Source organism: Psittacicella gerlachiana, from assembly GCF_003585965.1.
Classification (GTDB): domain Bacteria; phylum Pseudomonadota; class Gammaproteobacteria; order Enterobacterales; family Psittacicellaceae; genus Psittacicella; species Psittacicella gerlachiana.
On record NZ_NRJF01000279.1, the window covers coordinates 1 to 2,197 of the forward strand.

At 31.1% G+C, this 2,197-nt stretch carries 2 protein-coding genes; both read left to right on the plus strand.

Features of this window, described 5'->3' with window-relative positions:
• Nucleotides 1-152 precede the first annotated feature (152 nt).
• A complete protein-coding gene (locus CKF59_RS07630; protein ID WP_119535309.1) occupies nucleotides 153-1,190 on the plus strand; it encodes a methionine ABC transporter ATP-binding protein in 1,038 nt (345 codons plus the stop codon).
• Complete coding sequence (locus tag CKF59_RS07635) at nucleotides 1,190-1,870, plus strand: methionine ABC transporter permease (RefSeq protein ID WP_119535310.1); 681 nt, start codon at nucleotides 1,190-1,192, stop codon at nucleotides 1,868-1,870. The genes CKF59_RS07630 and CKF59_RS07635 overlap by 1 nt, the downstream gene beginning before the upstream one ends.
• Nucleotides 1,871-2,197: the final 327 nt, after the last annotated feature.

Genomic DNA, 2,197 nt, shown 5'->3' on the forward strand with positions numbered 1-2,197 from the left:
ATAGACGTTTTTTATTAATCTATAAAATAATTTTACATAAAAATAATACTTTTTATTGTTAAATGCGTTTTTATTGTGTTATGCTTACTTATATAGATAATAAAAAATCTAGAAAAAAGCGATTTATACAGAGACATTGGGGATAAGTTTTAATGACAAATATTCAGAGTACTCCTAAGATTCAATTAAAAGATATTGAAAAGTATTATTATGGTCCAAAAAAAGGACAAGTATACCACGCACTTAAAAATTTAAATTTAACGATTAACCAAGGGCAAATCTTTGGAATTATTGGTAGATCTGGAGCAGGAAAGTCAACTTTAATCCGTTTAATAAATTTATTAGAAAGACCAACTACAGGACAAGTGCTAATTAATGATAAAGACATTACTAAACTTAGCACTAAGGAATTAAATAAACTGCGCCAAAAGATTGGAATGGTATTCCAGCATTTTAATCTTTTAAGTTCAAAAACAATTTTAGAGAATGTTATTTTTCCTCTTAAAATTGCGGGAGTTGAGAAAGAAACTCTAGAGCCAAGAGCGATTGAATTATTAAAATTAGTAGGGCTCGAAGATCATATTCATAAGTATCCATCACAATTATCAGGGGGGCAAAAGCAAAGGGTAGGGATAGCTCGTGCTTTAGCAAATCAACCGGAAATTTTACTTTGTGATGAAGCTACTTCAGCTCTTGACCCTGAAACTACACGCAGTATTTTAGATTTATTAAAAGATTTAAGTACGAAACTGAATCTAACAATTGTATTAATTACTCATTCAATGGATGTGATTCGTGCAATTTGTGATCAAGTAACAGTGATTGAAGCTGGTGAGATTGCTGAGCAAGGTGATGTGGTAGAGGTATTCTTACATCCTCAACATCCAACTACTAAGAAGCTTCTTTCAGAGTCTGGAGTGGATACTGAAAGTTGGCAAATCTTTAAAAATGACTTTAAAGGTCATGTATTCCGTCTTACCTATAAAGGTACAGATGCCGCAAAACCATTGTTATCCCGTATTTCTTTAGAACTTGGAGTTGAGGTTAATATTCTTCAAGGTACAGTAGGATCTATAGGTTCTGTACAATTTGGACAACTTGTAGTGTCGACTGATTGTACAAAAGAACAGTATGAAAAATTAAAAGAATTCTTAGTTCAAGAAAGAGTATCGTTTGAGGAGTTAGCCTAATGTTGGAGTTTATTTTAAGTATTTGGAATTTAATAGATGGTGAGTTACTAATTGAAGCAACTACAGATACCCTCTTAATGGTGGTGATCACAGTATTTTTTACAGTGTTATTTGGTTTACCATTAGGTTTAATCTTATTCTTATTAAGTCCAGGTCAATTATTAGAAAATAAAAGATTTTATAGTCTAGTTTCATTTCTTGTAAATATTTTACGTTCTATTCCTTTTATTATTCTCCTAGTTATAGCTATTCCTTTAACTCAAGCTTTAACAGGAACAACGATTGGGGTTAAAGGGATTATTCCTCCTTTAGTACTATCGGCTGCTCCATATTTTGCTCGTTTAGTGCAAAATGTTATTCGTCAACTTGATTTAGGCATTATTGAAGCTTGTAAATCTATGGGAGCGACAACTTGGCAAACTGTATATGGAGCAATTATTCCAGAAGCAATTCCTGGGATTTTAGGGGCAATTACGGTAACAACTGTTAGTATCATTGGTTACACTGCAATGGGTGGTGTTGTAGGTGCTGGCGGTCTTGGTGACGTAGCAATCCGTTATGGTTATAACCGTTTTGAGCCTGTAATGTTATGGGCTACTGTACCAATTATTGTGGTAATTGTACAGTTAGTAGAATATACTGGTGACAAATTAATTAGAAAATTTGACCGTAAAAGATAAAATCATAAAAAGATATCTGAGCAATCAGGTATCTTTTTTATTGCATATAACTTGGATTTTGGCATTAATACCAAGATTTAGAATGAGATTTTCTAGGTTTTTTTATATAAAAATTTTAATAAAGAGGTGATTGATTTTAGGATTAAATCTTATTGAAAAATGATTAGCTCAGAATTAAAATATGAAGTAATTATGGAGGGATTTTTCTTGAAAAAACCAAAATAAAATCTTTAATTAAAGGAGTTTTTGTGATATTTTTATAGAGTATTATAGGGTATAAATTGGTTTTTTATAGATTTATCTTTTATAAATACTATTCTTTTAGAC

Bases quoted from the DNA above. Each gene is read 5' to 3' on its own strand.
- CKF59_RS07635 (WP_119535310.1), top strand. From the start codon at position 1,190: ATGTTGGAGTTTATTTTAAGTATTTGGAATTTAATAGATGGTGAGTTA.
- CKF59_RS07630 (WP_119535309.1), top strand. From the start codon at position 153: ATGACAAATATTCAGAGTACTCCTAAGATTCAATTAAAAGATATTGAA.